Genomic DNA, 15442 nt, shown 5'->3' on the forward strand with positions numbered 1-15442 from the left:
ATCTCCCTGAGTGAAGTTTTAAAGCACTGCTTTAAAACAAGCGCAAGAAGGGAGACTTTTGAAAGCCCCTCTTTGAGAAAGAGGGGTTTGGGGAAATTAAAAAAAGAATAAAAATGACTTTATCCGACTTACCTGAAATTCAAATTGTCCGAAATATTCGCTCAACACGTTTAAAGCTTCGTGTGGATGGTACTCAAATTCGCCTGACTGCACCCGTATTTTGCACAAAAAAACAAATCCAGAATTTTATTAATGATGCCGAAAGCTGGTTACTCAAAACCTGGCAATCCCAACAGGAAAAAATACAAAGTGTTGATCGTAGTTTACCTGCTAGCTTGCAGCTATTTAATCTGAATCAGCCAATATCAGTTCAATACCAGGCCCAGAAGCATAATTTTATTCTGGATCATGGAAACTATACGCTCTATATCAGTGATCGAAATCCTGAAAGCTACTTAAAAGCTTTTGTAATTGCCTATGCCAAAAAACAGTTACCGGTTTATCTCGAACAGGTTAGTCGGGAAACAGGATTATCTTTCAATGTCTGTAATATCCGCCAGCCGAAAACCCGTTGGGGCAGCTGTTCTGCCAGACATGACATTATGCTGAATAGCGGTATTATTCTGTTTCCTGAAAATATCGTTCGTTATCTCTGCGTGCATGAACTGGCACATACCCGGCATTTTGATCATAGCCCGCATTTTTGGACTGAAGTGGCCCGGCATGATTCAGACTATCTAATCCATCGAAAAATATTGAAAAACACTGCAATGCCATGGTGGTGGGTCAGTCAGAATTAATGCAAGAATCATTAGACTTCTTTCATAAGTCATTTTTTACTCAGCTCCAAATTATAGATTCCCGCGATTAAACTAAATCTTAATCCTAGTCTTTTGCCTCTGTTACGATATCGCTCGGCAAGGATTTTGAAGGTTTTCAAACTGCCAAATACATGCTCAATCCCAATTCTTCTTTTATTGATTTCCTGATTGTAAGGTTTTAGCTCGGGATCTAGTTTGCAGCGTTTTTTTTGTTTTTAATGGCAATAAGCTATTTGGATACACTGTATAGATCCCTTGATAACCCTTATCTGCAAGGATAAAGGCGCCTGCAGGAATCTGATTCAAGTTGCGTTTGAAAAGCTCGAAATCATGTACAGCACCACGACTGGTGCGTAAACTCAGAATTTTCTGAGTTCTATAATGAATGATGGCTTGAACTTTGAAGGTATGTGTTTTCTTTTTGCCACTATAGCTTTTTTTCTGTTTTTTTAGGCCTTTGTATTGGAATTTCTGTGGCATCTACGATCACTACATTCCAGTCGATGCCTTCACCTTCGGGCAAGTTTTTTCGGTAAATTAAATAGTTTAGACTGAATCAGGCAGTCTTCAACATGACGGACGATTCTTGAGGCAGTCGGTTCTGAAACCCCATAACTCGTAGCAACGTGAAATAATGTCCGGTATTCACGCCAATAGCTCAGACAGAGTAAAACCTGATCTTCTACACTTAACTTAGATGGTCTACCTTTAGCAGGGACATGCATTTTCAGTTGTTCAACCATTAAATCAAAGGTTGACCATGAGATGCAGGTGTATCGCTTAAACTGTGTTTCAGAAAGCTTCTTTGAATCGATGTATTTCATCCGCAGATTATGCATGAATATTGAAAATTCTTCGGTACAAATAAGCAGCAAAAAGTAGATCATTTTTTGATTTATGAAAGACATCTAATGATAACGATAAATTAGAACTCCTCATGATGCGGTTAATCCTCATAATTTTAATTTTTATAGTCTCGCTTCCTGCGCTGTTTTTTTACGGACTATTTTTATACAGTATTTTTTTCCCAAGTTTACCCATGGATTATCCTTTAACCGTCAAATTTTTTATGCTGACAGGAGTGCTCGCGTGGGGAATGCTATTTTATATGGCTATTTTATGGATTAAACATCGTCAAATACCTAAAAAATTTTCAGCCAGTGCAACACTATTGGCCATTTTAGGGTTAATTCCATTTATGATTCGACTAGACGCCATTATCTTTTTGGCATTACCTGCTTTCTTATTTGTAATTTATCTTTGTCATTATAGTTGGTCTACTCCAGTAACGACCAAACACACATAAAGGTGTTTCAATCTTATCTTTAAACATGCATTTCAAAATAGATAAAAAATCAGCATTCCTCAGTGAAAGAGTTTAGAAAACGTGAACTTCCTGTCATACTACCTGGCATAAAGGAAACATCTAGTTAGAGGTAATTATCGTGATTTCAGTGGGTATTGTGGGTGGCACAGGTTATACAGGCGTTGAACTTTTACGTCTATTACTGCGACATCCAAACGTTAGCGTCAAAGCACTGACATCACGTACCGAAGCAGGCCGCCGTGTAGACGATATGTTCCCAAGCCTGCGTGGTCATACTGATCTTGAATTTTCTGATCTCAGCCTTGATTTATTAAAATCTTGTGATGTCGTATTTTTTGCGACACCACATGGCGTTGCTATGAAACATGCAGAAGAACTGCTAGCTGCAAATACCAAGGTAATTGACCTTGCCGCAGATTTCCGTTTACAGAATTTGGCACAGTTTGAAAAATGGTATGGCATGGAACATGCTTGTCCATCTGTATTACAAGATTCTGTATATGGTCTGTCTGAACTGAATCGTGACAAGATCAAACAGGCGAGTGTGATGGGTAACCCGGGTTGTTATCCAACAACCGTGCAGCTGGGCCTTGCACCAGTATTAAAATCTGCGGAAGCCTTAGTGAAACCTGAAAGTATTATTATTGATGCTAAATCAGGAGTTTCAGGTGCAGGTCGTAAAGCCAGCCTAGGCATGATCTATTCTGAAAATGCAGATAACTTTAAAGCTTATGGCGTAGCAGGTCACCGTCATCATCCTGAGATTGTAGAAGCGTTAGAAAATATCTCAGGTCAAAAAGGTGTATTTGACCATATTTTATTTGTACCGCATCTGGTGCCAATGATTCGCGGTATGCTGTCAACCATTTACATTGACTTGACTGAAGCAGGCCAGACAGCAGATTTGCAGGCACTCTATGAACAGTTCTATGCCAATGAACAGTTCGTTGATGTCATGCCATCAGGCAGTTCACCAGAAACCCGTTCAGTACGTGGTGCCAATGAACTCCGTATTGCACTGTACAAGCCTCAACCAACGAAACTGGTTATTCTGGTAGCACAAGATAACCTGGTGAAAGGTGCAGCAGGTCAGGCGGTACAGAATATGAATCTGATGTTTGGCTTTGCTGAAAATGCTGGCTTGCAAAACATTGCTTTATTACCATAAAAAACGTATTACAACTTCACACACATTTGAATTTCGATTTAAATGTGTGTCTTGAAAAAGATATAAGAGATGACAATGCCGAATAATGAACCTCACGATCTGACCACAGATGATAAGAAGAAAATGCCATTTCTGAAAGGGAACACGCCACTTGCGATAGGTGCTGCAATTCTGGTACTGAGTAGTGGTTTACTTGGCTATTCGATAGGTCATCGTCAAGGTCTGACTGTTGTAGGTTTTGAGGCGGATGCTGAACAGCTGGTTGAAGTCGTACAAAAGCAGAAAGCCAGTCTGGAAACACTGAATAAAACCCTGAATACAGCAACGCAGGAACGTGATCTGGCAGTAAGTAATGCCAATGACCTGTATCTTGCGATGAATAAAACCCGTGATGAATATACGCAGGCAGAAAGCCTGGCGACCTTATATCGTGAAGTACTGCGTCAGCGTGGTGGTATGCCTTTATCTGTTCAGCATCTGGCAGTAAAGCCTCTACCTGAAAATGCCTTTGAATATCAGCTTGATCTGATTCAGGTAAGTCCAAGCAAAGGGCGTGTTTCCGGTTCGGTTGAATTGCGCCTGATTCGGGGAACTGAAATTTTAGTTGTGCCTTTGGCAGATAAAAACTTCAATTTCGAAAATTATGAACGTCTGACTGGTCGTTGGACGATGCCGAAAGGTTTTGTACCAGAATTTATAGAAGTTCGCCTGACTGGTACAAGCAAGCCTGTTACCCGCCGTTTTAGCTGGAGTAAGGGCGAGGCAATTGAAAATCAATCTGCATTCCTGTCAGAGATTCCTCAGACAGAAGCCAATGCAAACTAAAGTGTGAAATGTAAATCTTATGCCTAGCAACAAGCGTCATATTTGTTTAAGTGAAATCAAGAACTCTTTTAATCAGTCCGGTGTGGTTGACTGGCACATAAGCCCACGCTTGGCAAATGACCCTTTTCATGATGAAGATGCTGATATTGCAGTACAAACAGCACCGCCAGAGTTGAAGCGTCCACCGATGTATGCAGTGGTATTGATGAATGACGATTACACCCCCATGGAGTTTGTAATTGAAATTTTACAACAATACTTTGCAATGAATCTTGACCAAGCTACGCAAGTAATGCTAACTGTACATTATGAAGGAAAAGGTGTTGCTGGCGTCTATCCAAGAGACATTGCGGAAACGAAAGCGAACCAGGTCAATAATTACGCTCGATCACAAGGTCATCCTTTACTTTGCCAGATAGAGCCTAAAGATTAAGGGGGTTGCATGCTCAGTCGTCAATTAGAAGTATCACTACGTTTGGCTGTTAGCATGGCTCGTCAAAAGAGACATGAGTTTCTGACAGTAGAACATTTATTATTGGCTTTACTCGACAACGATTCTGCCGTGAATGCCCTTAAAGCATGCGGTGCAGACATTATTGTACTGCGTAAAGAACTTGAAGAATACGTAGAACAACACACTCCAAAACTCGGCGAAAATAACGATCAGGCACCTCATCCGACTGAAAGTTTTGACCGGATCCTGCAACGTGCCATTTTCCATGTACAGTCAAGTGGTGGAGACCGTACGGTAGAAGGTGCGGACATTCTAGTTGCGATGTACTCAGAACGTGATTCGTTTGCAGTGTATCTGCTGAAACGTCATCAGATTAACCGTTTAACCTTGACTCAATATCTGTCGCATGGAACCCGCAAGGAAGAAGTGCAGAACGAAGAAGAAATTGAGGAACTGGATGGCGAAACTGGATCATCGAATGCTTCAGGTCCACTGGATCTTTATACCACTAACCTGAATCACGAAGCGCAAAAAGGTAAAACTGATCCATTAATTGGTCGTGAAAAAGAAATTGAGCGTGCTGCACAAATTCTTTGTCGCCGTCGTAAAAATAATCCGTTGCTGGTCGGTGATCCGGGTGTGGGTAAAACATCGATTGCTGAAGGTCTGGCTTGGCTGATTGTCAATGGTAAAGCACCTAAACCATTAGAAAACGCTGAAATCTATAGTCTGGATATCGGTGCACTGGTGGCAGGAACCAAATACCGTGGTGACTTCGAAAAACGTCTGAAACAACTTCTCAATGCCTTGAAGAAAAAACCGGATGTAGTGCTGTTCATTGATGAGATTCATATGATCATCGGTGCAGGTTCTAGTATGGGCAGCACCATGGATGCTTCGAACCTGATTAAGCCAGCACTGGCAAATGGTTCATTGCGTTGCATAGGTTCGACCACATTCCAGGAATACCGTCAGGTCTTTGAAAAAGATCATGCTTTATCGCGTCGTTTCCAGAAAATTGATGTGAATGAGCCTTCCATCTCTGAAACTATTGATATTTTACGTGGTCTGAAATCTAAGTTTGAAGATTTCCACCATGTTCAATATGAAGATCAGGCTTTGGTATCAGCGGTAGAACTGTCAGCGAAGTTTATTAATGACCGTTTCTTGCCAGATAAAGCCATTGATGTGATCGATGAAGCGGGTGCGCAACGTCGTTTAAAAGCCGAGCAAGACGATAGCCTGATTACGGTAGAAAATATCGAAGACATCGTGTCGAAAATTGCCCGTATTCCACCAAAAACAGTTTCTAAAGATGACAAGACTGTATTAGAAAATCTTGAGCGTGATTTGAAACGTGTGGTCTTCGGTCAGGATGAAGCCATTGAAGCACTCGGTTCCGCAATCAAGCTGTCTCGGGCAGGTCTGAAATCTCCTGACAAGCCAGTCGGTAGTTTTGTCTTTGCTGGTCCAACGGGTGTCGGTAAAACTGAAGTCACCAAGCAATTAGCAAAACTGATGGGCGTGGAGCTGGTTCGTTTCGATATGTCTGAATATATGGAACGTCATGCGGTATCCCGTCTGATTGGTGCACCTCCAGGCTATGTTGGTTTTGACCAAGGTGGTTTGTTGACCGATGCGATTCATAAGAATCCGCATTGTGTATTACTACTCGATGAAATCGAAAAGGCACATCCGGATGTATTTAACCTGTTGCTGCAAATTATGGATCATGGCTCCTTGACCGATAACAACGGTCGCAAGTCAGACTTCCGTAATGTGGTGCTTGTACTGACCACCAATATTGGCGCCGAAAGCATTTCACGTGTCAGTATCGGTTTCATGGAACAAGACAACAGCAATGATAACCAAGAAGCGATGAAAAAAGCATTCTCACCTGAATTCCGTAACCGTCTCGATGGTGTGATCCAGTTCAAGGCCTTGCCAAGTACGATCATTGAAAATGTAGTCGACAAGTTCTTAACCGAATTGCAGGCACAGCTAGATGAGAAGAAAGTTATTCTGGAAGTGGATCAGAGTGCACGTGAATGGATGGCTGAAAATGGTTATGACCGTTTAATGGGTGCTCGTCCAATGCAGCGTCTGATTCAGGAGCATCTGAAAAAACCATTGGCAGAAATGATTCTGTTTGGTGAGCTGGCAGATAATGGCGGTAATGTTGCTGTATCTGTGAAGAAAAAAAATGGCAAAGCTGTAGGCTTGAAACTTGAAGTGTTTGAAGATCAGACTGCTGAACCAGCCTAAATTCTACTCATCGTAAAATAACCCGTGCTTGCACGGGTTATTTTATTTCTTTATTGCTATGATCTGATCAAGATTTATTGTTTGGCAAAGATTTAACAAGATATGGAATTTCAGTTCACTAAACTTATTACGACTTTTTGTCTGTTCCTGGTCACGGCGGTGATGGAAATTCTAGGCTGTTATTTTCCCTATCTGATTTTGAATCAGGGAAGTAGTCACTGGTTATGGATTCCGACAGCTCTGGCTTTGGCAGCTTTTGTCTGGGTATTAACTTTACATCCCGCTGCTTCAGGCCGGATCTATGCAGCTTATGGTGGTATCTATATCTTTACTGCTTTGATGTGGTTGCGTTTTGTGGATCAGATCAGCCTGTCTCGATGGGATTTGCTTGGTGGTGCAGTGGTGATATTTGGGGCGCTGATTATTATCATGCAACCCCAAGGTTTAATCCGTTGATTTACTTCCTGTAGAAACTTAGTTCCCTTTACAGTCCTTCTGCGATATTTCAACGTCATAAGATCGAGTAGTGGAACTCAGTTCTAGCATCACTTTATAGGGATTTTCTAACTGATAACGGTGCTCAAAGAAAATACCGCAGTTCTGTAATAAGTTTTTGCGGATAAGCTGAGTCACTTCCTTAGGACCTAGATCTTTTTCAAACTGGGCAAAGTCTGGAGTAATAATTAAACCTTTTAATTCGGTTTTATTAGCAGTGAGTTTCAGTTGTTCAATAATCGTGTTGTGATCAATTTGCAGGGGCAAAGTTTTAGAATCTTCCGCACTTAATACAGCCAGCATTTCATTCAGTTCTGCTATTTTCTTGATTTTAAATTTTGAATCAATGATCTGTTGCTGTTGCAGGTATTGATCAAATTCGGAAGCATAAACCTGACTACTAAGAAAACTAATGCCAAGGGTTAAAGCAGTGAATAGATTTATTTTATATTTCATGTAAGGCCACAAATTATTACTGTGTTTTGCGGATTATAAGAGCATGAATAAGATCTGTACGCAACTCCACCATGGTTAATTTATCTGTTTCCTCAGATTCCTTCTTTTTACTTATTCTTAAACATTGAAGTTTAAAAGACTTTTTATGTGAAAAATCTATTAATAATTACACTTTATTTTTTGTGTTGGATTTCATCTAGGTTTATAGTCTTACACCTCCCCACGCAGCATACCGGTAAGTACGTAGGGTGCATGCAAAAAAATATCTAAGTTTAAAGGCATAAAATATTGACCTATAAACAAGAAACTTCAATGATTTAAAAATAAGGATGTCATATTTTGAGTCAAGCTTATTCCAAGCAGGAAAAAAACAGTCGTATTAAAGGAATCGTCGGGGCAGCCTCCGGTAACCTGGTCGAATGGTTCGATTTTTATATCTATGCTGTATTTGCGGTTTATTTTACCAAGGCACTCACTGCACCAAATATGGACAGTTCAACTCAGGCAATTTATGTCTGGGGTGTATTTGCTGCCAGCTTCTTTATGCGTCCGATAGGTAGCTGGCTATTTGGCCGTATTGCCGATAAACATGGCCGTAAAAAATCCATGGTCATTTCGATCTGTTTAATGGCCATCAGTTCATTCCTATTCGCAGCTTTACCAACTTATGAGCAGGTGGGTATGGCAGCACCATTCTTGCTGCTGCTGGTGCGTCTGTTACAGGGCTTATCAGTCGGTGGTGAATATGGCGCTGTTGCGACCTATATGAGTGAGCTGGGTTTAAAAGGTCAGCGTGGATTTTTCTCATCTTTCCAATATGTGACCTTGACCGGTGGTCAGTTGCTGGCAAGTTTACTCGGGGTTATTTTCCTGGGCTTTATGAGCGAACAACAGTTACTTGATGGTGGCTGGCGTATCCCGTTTGTGATTGGTGGTATTGCGGCAATTGTTTCTTTATTGGCACGTAGCCGTCTTGAAGAAACGCTATCTACGGAAGATAGCGATAAGGAAGATTCAGGTACACTTAAAGAATTGTTCAAGAACCATTGGAAAACATTCTTGCTGGTGGTTGGCTATACTTCAGCGGGTTCACTAAGCTTCTATGTGATTACGGTTTATTCAAAAACCTATTTAACCAATATCGGTATTGATCCAAAGACTGTCGGATTTATTATGACGGCCTGTATCTTTATATTGATGATTGCACAGCCATTTTTTGGTGCTTTATCGGATCGAATTGGTCGTCGTACCTGTATGCTGCTGTTTAGTGGGTTGATGGCGATTGCGATTTATCCGGTCATGGCGGTCGGTATGCGGGTCTTCAGTGATACCCCAGTGATCGTTGCATTATTGCTGATTTTCCTGATGATGTTACTGAGCCTCTATACCTCGATTGGCGGTATCGTAAAAGCAGAAATGTTCCCGCCACATGTACGAGCTTTAGGAGTAGGTTTCTCTTATGCAGTGGGTAATGCCGTCTTTGGTGGTTCAGCACCTTCGGTCGCATTACAGTTTAAATCAGCAGGTATTGAAAATACCTTCTTCGTGTATGTCATTGTAATGCTGATTATATGTTTCTTCTGTAGCTGGCAATTACCGAAAGAACCAAAATATTTAAAAGATGATCATTAATCTTTGAGCAATAAAAAAGCACCAAATTCGGTGCTTTTTTATTGAAAGAAAATTTAGTCTTTTTTCAGATTTTCATTAATCAGAAATTCAACCAATGCTTTCTGAGCATGTAGACGGTTTTCAGCTTCATCCCAAACCACGGCATTTTTGTGATCCAGCATATTTTCTGAAATTTCTTCGCCACGGTGTGCTGGCAAACAGTGCATAAACAGGCAGTCGGGGTGAGCCAGATCCATCAAGCGCTCATTGACCTGATAATCAGCAAATGCTTTTTCACGGATTTTCTGTTCTTCTTCCTGTCCCATACTTGCCCAAACGTCAGTCACGATCAGGTCAGCATTGACTGCTGCATCTTCAGCTGAGTCAACCAGCTCTACACAGTGTGCAAATTCAGACAGGAATTTTTCTTGTGGCTCATAACCTTTAGGCGCAGCAATTTTCAGCTTAAAGCCCCACATATGCGCAGCTTCAATATATGAATTACACATATTGTTGCCATCACCGATCCACGCCACAGTTTTACCTTCGATTGGACCACGATGTTCCAGGTAAGTCTGCATGTCAGCAAGCAGCTGGCAAGGATGGTGGTCATCAGTCAGAGCGTTAATCACGGGTACTTTTGAATAAGAAGCAAAACGTTCAACGATGTCATGACCAAAAGTACGGATCATCACTACATCAAGCATGCTTGAAATAACACGTGCAGAATCTTCGATAGGTTCGCCACGGCCCAATTGAGTATCACGTGAAGACAGGAAAATTGCGCTGCCGCCGAATTGGGTCATGCCAGCTTCAAACGAAACACGCGTGCGGGTACTGGATTTCTCAAAAATCATTCCCATAACTTTACCAACAAACGGTTGGAAAACTTCATTGTTATGCTGTTTGCGCTTGAGCTCGATGGCGCGTTGCAGTATCTGGTTAAGTTCTAAAGTCGATAGATCGCGTAAAGTCAGAAAGTGACGGAGAGCCATTCGTTACTCCACAATAATTGCTGAAAAACTGGTTCAACAATTAGTTGTTGGTTAGTTAAAAAAATACGGAATCGGCTAATATACTATATGAATAGGAAATTGCAAAAAAACTAGACTTTTTGATGACCGTCCAGGAAACGATCGACACAATAATTCACATATTCGACAGTTTCCTGATCAGTTTCATCGCTTGGCAAACCCATTAAAATGCGCCATTACATATTTCTTAAAATACCGAAATATAATTGTGCAGAAAATAATGGATTTGGACAGCTGAGCAGACCTTTGGCATGTGCCTGTGACAAAACTTCAGCAATAGAGTGCTGGATATGTTTTGGCCCCTGTTCATGAATATGTCGAGCAATATCCAGATTGCGTCCACTTTGTTCCAGCACCAGCCGCATAAATGCGGCATTTTCCGGCTGTTTGATATGTTGGTAGAAGTTCAGCAAGGTCTGAATCAAATAGCTTCTAAAGTCTTTAGAACTGTTTAAAGAAAAGGGGAGACAAATATCTTTAAAGAACTGGGTACGGCGATAATCACAAATCGACTTAAACAGGCCTTCTTTATTGCCAAAGTATTTATAAATAGATGCCTTGGAGCCACCGGCATGATTGACAATATCATCCAGTGATACAGCATCATAACCATGTTCCAGGAACAGCTCTGTTGCACTGATCAAAAGGGCGAGACAGCGCTCATGACCACGCTTGGTCTGTGGCACATCTTTGGCTAAGGGTTCCAGTTGAACGAGATCCTGCATATTGACGACTAAATCAGCACTTTTCGATTATTTCAGTTGCCATCATAACAAAGTTGTGCGCACATTTCATGGAGACTGCTGTATCTATTATCTCGACTAAGATTTATGCTAAATCTATCCGCATTATTTGACTAAAGTTTTAGAGTTTTTATTCTATCAGGCCATGGATTGAGCGTTTTGAATAGGTATACTCGAACTTCAATAATTATAGCCAACACTGTGGAAAGGGAAGATGACACAACAAATGTCTGCAGGTTTAAAGTTTAGAGAAGCATTAGAAACTGAGAAACCACTACAAATCATTGGAACCGTAAATGCCTATGCAGCCATGATGGCGAAACAGGTCGGTTATAAAGCCCTTTATGTCTCTGGTGCCGGTGTGGCCAATTATTCTTATGGATTGCCTGACCTGGGTATGACCAGTCTTGATAATGTCCTTGAAGATGTACGCCGTATTACTGAACGTGTGGATACGCCATTACTGGTAGATATTGATACAGGCTGGGGTGGTGCATTTAATATTGCTCGTAGCATTAAGCAGATGATTGCAGCTGGCGCAGCAGCAGTACATATTGAAGACCAGGTAGCACAAAAGCGTTGCGGCCACCGTCCAAATAAAGAAATCGTATCGCAACAGGAAATGGTAGACCGGATCAAGGCGGCAGTGGATGCCAAAACGGATTCTAACTTTGTGGTCATGGCACGTACCGATGCCTTGCAAAAAGAAGGCTTACAGGCTGTGATTGATCGTGCTTGCGCCTGTGTAGAAGCGGGTGCGGATGCGATCTTTGCTGAGGCAATGACGGACATCACCATGTATAGAACAGTCTGCGATGCGGTGGGTGTACCTGTTTTGGCAAATATCACTGAATTTGGTGATACACCGTATTACACCACCGAAGAACTGGCTGAGCAGGGCATTCGTATGGTGCTATATCCACTGTCAGCTACCCGTGCAATGCAAAAGGCGGCTTTAGAAGTGATGCAGTCGATCCGTCAAAACGGTACTCAGGTAAATGTACTGGACAAAATGCAACAACGAAAAGAACTCTACGAATTTTTAGATTATCACAGCTTCGAAGACACATTAGATAAACTGTTTAAGCAGGAGAATTAAAACAATGGCTGAAGGAAAAGTACTCACTGGCGCAGGATTGCGTGGACAAGTCGCAGGGAAAACGGCACTTTCAACAGTAGGCAAAAGCGGTGCAGGACTGACATATCGTGGTTACGATGTGCAGGATCTGGCAGAACACTGCCAGTTTGAAGAAGTAGCCTATCTGATTTTCTTTGGTGAATTGCCAACTGCCGAGCAGCTTGCAGCTTATAAGGCAAAACTTAAGTCATTACGTCGCCTTCCGCAAGCACTGAAAGAAGTGCTGGAACGCATTCCGGCGGACTCGCATCCAATGGATGTGATGCGTACCGGCGTCTCCATGCTGGGTAATCTGGAAACAGAAAAGTCTTTTGCTGAACAGCAGGATGTAGCGGATCGTATTCTGGCAACGCTACCCGCGATTATCTGTTACTGGTATCGCTATAGCCATGAAGGCATCCGTATTGATGAAAATACCGATGATGATTCAATCGGTGCTCAATTCCTGCACTTACTGCGTGGTGAAAAGCCAAATGCGCTGCATGAGCAGGTGATGAATGTATCACTGATTCTATATGCAGAGCATGAATTCAATGCTTCAACTTTCACCGCACGCGTATGTGCATCGACATTGTCTGATTTGCATTCTTGTATTACCGGTGCGATTGGCTCACTACGTGGTCCCCTGCATGGTGGTGCCAATGAAGCCGCGATGGATATGATTGAAAACTGGACGTCGCCAGAAGAAGCTGAGCGTGAAATGCTGGGTATGCTGGAACGTAAAGAAAAGATCATGGGCTTCGGTCATGCAATCTACAAAGACAATGATCCGCGTAACGGTATTATCAAGCAGTGGTCAGAGAAGCTGGCGAAAGATGTAGGCGACACCGTACTTTATCCAGTCTCAGTCCGTTGTGAAGAAGTCATGTGGCGTGAGAAGAAATTATTCTGTAATGCTGATTTCTTCCATGCATCTGCTTATCACTTCATGGGTATTCCAACCAAACTGTTTACACCGATCTTTGTGATGTCACGCGTTACCGGTTGGGCAGCGCATGTGATGGAACAGCGTGCAGATAACCGTATTATCCGTCCAAGCGCAGACTATACGGGTCCGGAACTACGTAAAGTGATTCCAATTGCTGAGCGCGGCGCTGTAGCAGTTTAAGTTACAGCTATTGTAAATAAAAAAATAAGGTCTCTCGTCAGACCTTATTTTTTTATAGGTTATATTTATTTAATCTTCATTTAATGGCTGAGCAGGGCGGGATCTTCAATGTGATACCCAGTTTCAAATTGAATGCCTAAATATTTTACAGTGACCAGTAATTTATCCTGTTTCGGAATTTTATAGATCTGATTTAACCTTAAATCGGGTTTATAGCTGATAGCCTGTTGTATTGGACTCTTATAGTGACCTGATTCAATCCGATATTGATAGGTCCATTTAGGTACGCTTTGTTTCGGATCATGCCATGCAGGTGCAGTGCCTTTTCTGGTCTTTAGTAACTTGAGCTGAATATTCTGCTTCGGAAGAGGAACTACCGGAGTCAAACGTTTCTTGATTTTGGCAATTTCCTGATCAAACTTCTTGCTATTCTGATCATAGTCAATTTTCTTGGTTTTAGGATTGATATATAGGGAATTGACCTGAATCAGCTGGTTTGGCATCTTGGATTTAAAATTATAATAATACAGTTGAGGCAGACGTCCACGCCCATCCAGATAATGGCGCAACAGATATAGTTTTTGGTCCTTGGCTTCATAACCCAAAACTTCAAGGTTTTGTGGGCCACCCACCGTCGCAAGGCTCAATGGACTAAGACAAATACCAAGTAAAAACAAACTAATATTGACTTTCATCATTATCCTCATCCACTAATTTTTTATAAAGACGCGAAATTAAGCAGTTTTGCTATCAATTAAATCCATCATTTGATCAGCAATCTGTTCCGTCAATATATCCAGGCGTTCCTCAGGTGTACCATCAATCAGATAGCGATAATCATAAGTTTGACCTTCATAGAAAACCGAAACAAAAAACGTTCCTACCGGCTTTTCTTTACATTCACTACCACCAGGTTTGAGCAAGCCGGTACACGCTACGATCAAATCGGCTTCTTGAAACAGCTTCTGGCCGGTAATCGCAAGCGCATTCGTCACTTCCGGGGATTCAGGTGAATATTTATCAATTAAATCCTGAGGTACCCCTAAGATTGACATTTTCAGATTGGCATCATAACAAACCAGTCCAACGAGTAAAATTTGTGCACCACATTCTTTATAAAGCGAAAACTGGCTGCTTAAATAGCCTGAGCTTGCACTTTCTACAAAAGCAACTTTCAGTTTTTTTTGTTCGAGTAAATCACAACATTCTTTTAACATGGCTATCATTTTTATTTGAGGGTGATGTATTCAATGTATAGACGAAATGCGGATTCTTCAATCACCCTTACGATTGTATACATTTATACAAAACATGCTGTTAAAAGCTAAATATGAGATACACATGTTCAAAATTCAGCGAATGAGTGTGTTTGACCAAGAGTTAAGCAAAATTTGCATTTAACGGTATCATCTAAGCTTAAACAGTGGTAAAAATAAAAATAAAGTGCTTGATGAAAGTAGGTTGTTACAATGAAAACTACAGTTAAATATGTAGTCCTGAAAAGTCTGGACTATCAGTTGGGTACCCCTTTATTTCAGGAAGAAATTGATGCGGATGCACAGTATTTTGATCAGATTCCTGCGATTATTACCTACCAGAATTTAAAACTAAAGGTGAAAAGCAAGGAGTTAAAACGTTTGCAATTACCCGATGAAAAAGAAGATACTCAAACGATTATTGTAAAAATGGTCGCGATTTAATTAATAATTTGAATAAGATTGAAAAAACCTCTTTTTTAGAGGTTTTTTAATAAACTATTAGATAACAATATATTATAAAATGTTTGCTTACTTATTTTTATTTATTATTATGTTTAATTAAAGTGTTTATAATGCAGTAATTAATATCTTAAAAGGGTTACTTTTTTTGTTTTTGTTTCTCGTTTTAATCATATATTAATAATTAAAAATAAAATTTCCCTTCATTTTTAGGGGAATATCATGAAAAACTTGGCAGAGTAAAACTTGAAGTGCGACATAAACCACCTAATTAATTTA

General features: G+C 41.0%; 18 protein-coding genes and 1 pseudogene. 11 read left to right on the forward strand and 8 right to left on the reverse strand.

Features of this window, described 5'->3' with window-relative positions; translation table 11 throughout:
* Positions 1-113 precede the first annotated feature (113 nt).
* Positions 114-800: a M48 family metallopeptidase gene (locus tag C8322_RS06815; RefSeq protein WP_111810472.1), complete on the forward strand. Its 687-nt coding sequence runs from the start codon at positions 114-116 to the stop codon at positions 798-800.
* A gap of 29 nt (positions 801-829) precedes the next feature.
* Here C8322_RS06815 and C8322_RS14720 read toward each other — a convergent pair whose 3' ends face one another.
* From C8322_RS14720 to C8322_RS06830, 3 genes are read right to left on the reverse strand one after another with little or no spacing between them, the layout of a single operon-like run.
* Entirely contained in the window at positions 830-982 is a 153-nt protein-coding gene (locus C8322_RS14720) for a transposase (protein ID WP_108619318.1), read from the reverse strand.
* Positions 975-1301, reverse strand: a complete 327-nt coding sequence (locus C8322_RS06825; RefSeq protein ID WP_111810473.1) for a transposase — start codon at positions 1299-1301, stop codon at positions 975-977. The genes C8322_RS14720 and C8322_RS06825 overlap by 8 nt, the downstream gene beginning before the upstream one ends.
* A 29-nt stretch (positions 1302-1330) precedes the next feature.
* The gene (locus C8322_RS06830; protein ID WP_171334346.1) at positions 1331-1645 is read right to left on the reverse strand and encodes a helix-turn-helix domain-containing protein; all 315 of its coding nucleotides are present in this window, start codon (positions 1643-1645) and stop codon (positions 1331-1333) included.
* A 284-nt stretch (positions 1646-1929) separates the two neighbouring features.
* On the opposite strand from C8322_RS06830, the gene C8322_RS06835 reads away from it, so the two are divergent.
* From C8322_RS06835 to C8322_RS06860, 6 genes are all read left to right on the forward strand, one after another.
* Positions 1930-2127, forward strand: coding sequence for a hypothetical protein (locus C8322_RS06835; protein WP_227590964.1), 198 nt, complete (start codon positions 1930-1932; stop codon positions 2125-2127).
* Between the two features lie 133 nt (positions 2128-2260).
* Complete coding sequence (argC, locus tag C8322_RS06840; protein ID WP_171334356.1) at positions 2261-3316, forward strand: N-acetyl-gamma-glutamyl-phosphate reductase; 1056 nt, start codon at positions 2261-2263, stop codon at positions 3314-3316.
* A gap of 75 nt (positions 3317-3391) precedes the next feature.
* Positions 3392-4141 carry a DUF6776 family protein gene (locus tag C8322_RS06845; RefSeq protein WP_008304705.1) on the forward strand — a complete coding sequence of 250 codons (750 nt, stop codon included), beginning with the start codon at positions 3392-3394 and terminating at the stop codon, positions 4139-4141.
* Between the two features lie 19 nt (positions 4142-4160).
* Positions 4161-4574, forward strand: coding sequence for an ATP-dependent Clp protease adapter ClpS (gene clpS, locus C8322_RS06850; protein ID WP_008304704.1), 414 nt, complete (start codon positions 4161-4163; stop codon positions 4572-4574).
* Between the two features lie 9 nt (positions 4575-4583).
* Complete coding sequence (gene clpA / locus C8322_RS06855) at positions 4584-6860, forward strand: ATP-dependent Clp protease ATP-binding subunit ClpA (RefSeq protein ID WP_111810476.1); 2277 nt, start codon at positions 4584-4586, stop codon at positions 6858-6860.
* Positions 6861-6962: 102 nt separating this feature from the next.
* Positions 6963-7316 carry a YnfA family protein gene (locus C8322_RS06860; protein ID WP_111810477.1) on the forward strand — a complete coding sequence of 118 codons (354 nt, stop codon included), beginning with the start codon at positions 6963-6965 and terminating at the stop codon, positions 7314-7316.
* Between the two features lie 18 nt (positions 7317-7334).
* Here C8322_RS06860 and C8322_RS06865 read toward each other — a convergent pair whose 3' ends face one another.
* Positions 7335-7811: a hypothetical protein gene (locus C8322_RS06865; RefSeq protein WP_005221845.1), complete on the reverse strand. Its 477-nt coding sequence runs from the start codon at positions 7809-7811 to the stop codon at positions 7335-7337.
* A gap of 339 nt (positions 7812-8150) precedes the next feature.
* Between C8322_RS06865 and C8322_RS06870 the strand changes: the two genes are divergently transcribed.
* Positions 8151-9443 carry an MFS transporter gene (locus tag C8322_RS06870; protein WP_004812786.1) on the forward strand — a complete coding sequence of 431 codons (1293 nt, stop codon included), beginning with the start codon at positions 8151-8153 and terminating at the stop codon, positions 9441-9443.
* A 53-nt stretch (positions 9444-9496) separates the two neighbouring features.
* Here C8322_RS06870 and argF read toward each other — a convergent pair whose 3' ends face one another.
* Positions 9497-10417, reverse strand: coding sequence for an ornithine carbamoyltransferase (gene argF / locus C8322_RS06875; protein WP_004812788.1), 921 nt, complete (start codon positions 10415-10417; stop codon positions 9497-9499).
* A gap of 110 nt (positions 10418-10527) precedes the next feature.
* Positions 10528-11181 (reverse strand): annotated as a pseudogene (locus C8322_RS06880) (TetR/AcrR family transcriptional regulator).
* 232 nt (positions 11182-11413) lie between these two features.
* Between C8322_RS06880 and prpB the strand changes: the two are divergent.
* Both prpB and prpC read left to right on the forward strand, forming a co-directional pair.
* Entirely contained in the window at positions 11414-12298 is an 885-nt protein-coding gene (gene prpB / locus C8322_RS06885; protein ID WP_004810717.1) for a methylisocitrate lyase, read from the forward strand.
* 4 nt (positions 12299-12302) lie between these two features.
* Positions 12303-13445: a 2-methylcitrate synthase gene (gene prpC / locus C8322_RS06890; RefSeq protein ID WP_111810478.1), complete on the forward strand. Its 1143-nt coding sequence runs from the start codon at positions 12303-12305 to the stop codon at positions 13443-13445.
* Positions 13446-13525: 80 nt separating this feature from the next.
* On the opposite strand, the gene C8322_RS06895 is transcribed toward prpC, so the two are convergent.
* Both C8322_RS06895 and C8322_RS06900 read right to left on the reverse strand, forming a co-directional pair.
* Complete coding sequence (locus C8322_RS06895) at positions 13526-14140, reverse strand: hypothetical protein (RefSeq protein ID WP_005221848.1); 615 nt, start codon at positions 14138-14140, stop codon at positions 13526-13528.
* 39 nt (positions 14141-14179) lie between these two features.
* Complete coding sequence (locus C8322_RS06900; protein ID WP_005221849.1) at positions 14180-14662, reverse strand: CinA family protein; 483 nt, start codon at positions 14660-14662, stop codon at positions 14180-14182.
* 252 nt (positions 14663-14914) lie between these two features.
* On the opposite strand from C8322_RS06900, the gene C8322_RS06905 reads away from it, so the two are divergent.
* Positions 14915-15145, forward strand: a complete 231-nt coding sequence (locus C8322_RS06905; protein WP_004809153.1) for a hypothetical protein — start codon at positions 14915-14917, stop codon at positions 15143-15145.
* The last annotated feature ends 297 nt before the right edge of the window (positions 15146-15442 follow it).

Origin of the sequence: Acinetobacter sp. SM1B (genome assembly GCF_003289665.1) — a bacterium.
In the GTDB taxonomy this organism is placed as follows: domain Bacteria; phylum Pseudomonadota; class Gammaproteobacteria; order Pseudomonadales; family Moraxellaceae; genus Acinetobacter; species Acinetobacter schindleri.

Excerpts from the sequence above, each read along its gene's own strand:
- C8322_RS06905 (WP_004809153.1), top strand. The coding sequence starts at position 14,915 with ATGAAAACTACAGTTAAATATGTAGTCCTGAAAAGTCTGGACTATCAG.
- C8322_RS06900 (WP_005221849.1), bottom strand. The coding sequence starts at position 14,662 with ATGTTAAAAGAATGTTGTGATTTACTCGAACAAAAAAAACTGAAAGTT.
- clpA (WP_111810476.1), top strand. The coding sequence starts at position 4,584 with ATGCTCAGTCGTCAATTAGAAGTATCACTACGTTTGGCTGTTAGCATG.
- prpB (WP_004810717.1), top strand. The coding sequence starts at position 11,414 with ATGACACAACAAATGTCTGCAGGTTTAAAGTTTAGAGAAGCATTAGAA.
- C8322_RS06830 (WP_171334346.1), bottom strand. The coding sequence starts at position 1,645 with ATGAAATACATCGATTCAAAGAAGCTTTCTGAAACACAGTTTAAGCGA.
- C8322_RS06835 (WP_227590964.1), top strand. The coding sequence starts at position 1,930 with ATGGCTATTTTATGGATTAAACATCGTCAAATACCTAAAAAATTTTCA.
- C8322_RS06815 (WP_111810472.1), top strand. The coding sequence starts at position 114 with ATGACTTTATCCGACTTACCTGAAATTCAAATTGTCCGAAATATTCGC.
- C8322_RS06845 (WP_008304705.1), top strand. The coding sequence starts at position 3,392 with ATGCCGAATAATGAACCTCACGATCTGACCACAGATGATAAGAAGAAA.
- argF (WP_004812788.1), bottom strand. The coding sequence starts at position 10,417 with ATGGCTCTCCGTCACTTTCTGACTTTACGCGATCTATCGACTTTAGAA.
- C8322_RS06865 (WP_005221845.1), bottom strand. The coding sequence starts at position 7,811 with ATGAAATATAAAATAAATCTATTCACTGCTTTAACCCTTGGCATTAGT.
- clpS (WP_008304704.1), top strand. The coding sequence starts at position 4,161 with ATGCCTAGCAACAAGCGTCATATTTGTTTAAGTGAAATCAAGAACTCT.
- prpC (WP_111810478.1), top strand. The coding sequence starts at position 12,303 with ATGGCTGAAGGAAAAGTACTCACTGGCGCAGGATTGCGTGGACAAGTC.
- C8322_RS06860 (WP_111810477.1), top strand. The coding sequence starts at position 6,963 with ATGGAATTTCAGTTCACTAAACTTATTACGACTTTTTGTCTGTTCCTG.
- C8322_RS06895 (WP_005221848.1), bottom strand. The coding sequence starts at position 14,140 with ATGAAAGTCAATATTAGTTTGTTTTTACTTGGTATTTGTCTTAGTCCA.
- C8322_RS06825 (WP_111810473.1), bottom strand. The coding sequence starts at position 1,301 with ATGCCACAGAAATTCCAATACAAAGGCCTAAAAAAACAGAAAAAAAGC.